4 protein-coding genes are annotated in these 3,641 nt (G+C 40.0%); 2 read left to right on the forward strand and 2 right to left on the reverse strand.

All coding sequences use genetic code 11. The features are described 5' to 3' along the window. On the forward strand, positions 1-1,031 hold a 1,031-nt coding region (locus IQ264_RS31795), incomplete at its 5' end, for a glycoside hydrolase family 3 protein (protein ID WP_193986633.1). A 130-nt stretch (positions 1,032-1,161) separates the two neighbouring features. Here the strand turns inward: IQ264_RS31795 and IQ264_RS31800 are convergent. Continuing rightward, complete coding sequence (locus IQ264_RS31800; protein ID WP_193986635.1) at positions 1,162-1,401, reverse strand: hypothetical protein; 240 nt, start codon at positions 1,399-1,401, stop codon at positions 1,162-1,164. 583 nt (positions 1,402-1,984) lie between these two features. Further along, positions 1,985-2,713 (reverse strand): serine/threonine protein kinase, encoded by a 729-nt coding sequence (locus IQ264_RS31805; RefSeq protein WP_193986637.1) that lies wholly within the window; start codon positions 2,711-2,713, stop codon positions 1,985-1,987. A gap of 304 nt (positions 2,714-3,017) precedes the next feature. Here IQ264_RS31805 and psb34 point away from each other — a divergent pair, with 304 nt between their 5' ends. Next, positions 3,018-3,185 carry a photosystem II assembly protein Psb34 gene (psb34, locus tag IQ264_RS31810; RefSeq protein ID WP_193986639.1) on the forward strand — a complete coding sequence of 56 codons (168 nt, stop codon included), beginning with the start codon at positions 3,018-3,020 and terminating at the stop codon, positions 3,183-3,185. The last annotated feature ends 456 nt before the right edge of the window (positions 3,186-3,641 follow it).

Genomic DNA, 3,641 nt, shown 5'->3' on the forward strand with positions numbered 1-3,641 from the left:
CCCCAGAACCTCCGAAAATAGTCAATTTAGGTCAGCATTTCGTCATTGGGTACAGAGATTTTGACGAAGTAAAATTATTAGTAGAAAAACAAGGTGTAGCGGGAGTTTTTATCACCGACAGAAATGTACGTGGCAAAACGAAAGCGCAAGTCAAACAAGAAATTCAAACCCTGCAAGAAGTTCGCAAAAGTCAAGGTTTACCTCCTCTTTTAATCGCCGCAGATCAAGAAGGTGGCATAGTATCAAGATTATCACCGCCCTTAACTAAATTACCTTCTTTAGCCAAAATAGTCGATGATAAAAAAAATATTGAGCAGCAAAAACAGAAAATCATTGAATATGCAGCTAAACAAGCCCAAGAACTAGCAGAAATTGGGGTAAATTTGAATTTTGCGCCAGTAGTTGATTTAAACAAAGGAATCAAACTTGTTAAAGATAAATATTCCAAGATTAATCGCCGTGCTATTTCTGCCAATAAAGAAACTGTCACTAAAGTTGCTTTGTGGTATTGCCAAACATTAGAAAAATACAAAGTTCAATGTACAGTTAAACATTTTCCTGGTTTAGGTAGAGTCAAAACAGATACCCATATTGCCGAAGGAGAATTAAACGCTTCTGTAGCCGAATTAATGAATGATGATTGGGTTCCCTTTCGGGAAGTGATGAAAAATACCCAAGCATTCACGATGATTGGACACGCTAAATTAATGGCAGTAGATCCAGAAAATGCCGCTTCTTTTTCTCATAAAGTAGTGACAGAAATTATTCGCCAAAGTTGGCAACATGACGGTATTTTAATTACCGATGATTTTGGAATGCAAGCGGTATATGGTAGCAAAGATGGGCTAGAAAAGGCTACTGTAAAATCAATTAATGCTGGAGTAGATTTAATATTACTTTCTTATGACAAAGATTTATATTACGATGCTATGTATGCCTTAATGCAAGCAGCAAAAGAAGGTAAATTAGATGCACAAGTATTGAGGAAGAGTAAGGAGAGGATCGATCGCTTTTCCTCAATGATAAAGTAAGAAAGTCTCAAGGGTCGCCATCCGACACAAAACATTAGGTAGCGATCGCTTACAGAAATTTACCCCCATCTTTTAAGCGGAGACGTTCAGTTCACCCTCATCAAACATTACCAATTTTTCATGAATTTTGTTAACGAGAATCTGTGCCTTGATTAGGCCCACCAACCACTTTAACTTCTCCTCCTGGTGCTTCCGGTTCAGCACCAGAACGAACATCAGTACCGGATTCTTGACCAGTCATGCGATACCTTTCATCCAAAGGAGTGTTACCTTCTTCTGTAACTGGTGTATGCGTTTCGGTTCCAGGATTATCTTGATGGTCGGATCTACCGCTTTCTTGGCGATCGTCTTCATGAACATCTATAGTCATAAATTTGAATTCTCTTAATCTGGTTATTCTATAAGGTTAGTCTTCAATTTCTCCCAGGTGTTCTATCTTCAGACATGACTAGCTATCCTCCTCTCCTCTGCCTCCGGGTGCCTGGATATCAGCAATTCATTAAAACAGTTATAGTTGAGACAGTCTGATTATTCACTTCCAGGGGAAAAGTAAAGTTATTTATCATTCTTCACCAGATGTTTTATAAGATGGTAAATTAATAATTGAAGCTTCAAAAGCTTCTCAGATAGAGATTACAGCCCAAGTCCACTATTGAATTAAGGAGGAAAAAAGCTGTTTCGTTTACTATCTATTGTGTTAACTAACAACAGCACCCAACAACTAGAAAACCGATATTTCCTCAACTGAAAAAAGGGAGCAAGGCAACTGAGGTTTAGTTTTTCAGTGTCACTCCAAGTTGAATCAATTAACAGAGGAAATCACTCGGTAAGTCCAGTTTGGGTGCTGTTGTTGTTGGAAGTTACTGATAATTTTTAAGCTGAAGTCACTAAGGCGTAAAGACTTGAATAGACTTTTTATTTGTGGTGGAAAAGAGCTTTGATTTTGGCGATCGCTACCTGCCGCAAAATTTATTTTTTGCTATGTTGATAAATTTTCCCTTAGCAAAAGTCTGACGCACTAGCCGAGAGATGAACATGATGATAGAAGTTGCCAAACGATAACTTTTACGGACGATATCGAGGAGAAAATAAGGCACTCTTAATCGCAGTGGATAGAACAGAGGAAGGTACAACCAGTAATATGCTCGCTTGAGATTATCCCACTTTTCACAAGTTTCCAGATGTAGGAAATCGGAAATATCTACAACTAATCCTCTTCCTTCATATACCATGACATTGCGACCATGAACATCATGGGGGTAAAGTCCTCGACTCCTGGCATAATCCAAGGCTGTATCAATATCTTGTATAACTTGTTTGGGAATTGGGATTCCTTTATAAAGGCAATCGTAGAGAGTTACTCCATACAACCGCTTCAGGACTAAAACGCCATTTTTCCCATAGAAACACTGAGAAAATGCTGGATGAGAACCTAAGCGACGGTAAACTTCTAACTCTTCTTCAAAACCGGGACGTGAAGGTGCGTAAATCTTGACTACCACTTCTGGATAATTGGGATGACAGACGACTGCGGCGTAGTTCCCTGCGCCAACTAGTTGCCAGGGTGCAGGCAAATGCTTTACTACTACTGGATCGTGGGGATCGATGCTAGCAATTTGTAGTTCTGGTAGTAGTTCTGTGTGAATAGTCTCAATGAACTGATTGATGTGTAGTTGTTGCATATAGACCTTAATATCCGGTTCCGAGATGCCCCACGAACATTAGCGATCGTTAATAATCTACACTTCTTAAGCTCTAATTCCTACCTCTAGCATCCGCTATTAGCTATACAACAGCCTAGACTAAGCGGCTAAAACCATTGTTGCTGAAGGCTTTTGCGCCACAGGTCAACTAACCATAGCTAAAACTTATCGTAACTGTCAGCCAGATTCATACCACAACTCATCAAATCTCTTGACACTTTGTAAACAATTCGTTACATTTATTTACATAAGGAAACAAACAAAAGAAAAGAGAGAAAAACAAATGTACACAACTGATGACAGAGGGGTTTTAAACAACTACGCTATTGAACCTGTTGCTTACTGCGCTGAGTACCCTTCACAAGAACAACAGCAACGCTACCTTTTCCAAGGTGCAGCAGCAATTCTGTTCGTTAGCTTGTTAGTTTTGACTGCTTTCGGGGTTAGCTAAGGATTAAGATGATTTGAACTTAGGTGAATCGCGTCTCGTATCGGAATTCTCTTCCATGAGCCTCAGCTTAACAGCTGAGGTTTTTGCTATAGCAGGTTTGTAGATATACTCTGTTGCGATCGCGCAAGCCCAAACGCAAGCGATCGCAACAGAACCCCAAAAACCTCGGCCCAAATCCTGATAGTTTCGTCAACTTACAAAAGTTTTCACTCTACTGACTATCGGTTAATATAATACATTTGTTCTGTTTTTTCCGCTTGACTGCTCTACGCCCCAGGCTCAACAAAACCTAACACAGATATCCTTTTCTTTTGTCCGACTACTTAACTTTGACACTCACCGTGCTAAAGCAGCGGTGATTCTTCATTCATAGACTCAGCTTGCTCTGGCAGGATTGCTCCAGCCAAAGTAGAGGCCAAATCTCCTGAAGCGTTCGGATCTACGATCCAAGTTCCG

This window comes from [Phormidium] sp. LEGE 05292 (assembly GCF_015207735.1).
In the GTDB taxonomy this organism is placed as follows: domain Bacteria; phylum Cyanobacteriota; class Cyanobacteriia; order Cyanobacteriales; family Aerosakkonemataceae; genus Floridanema.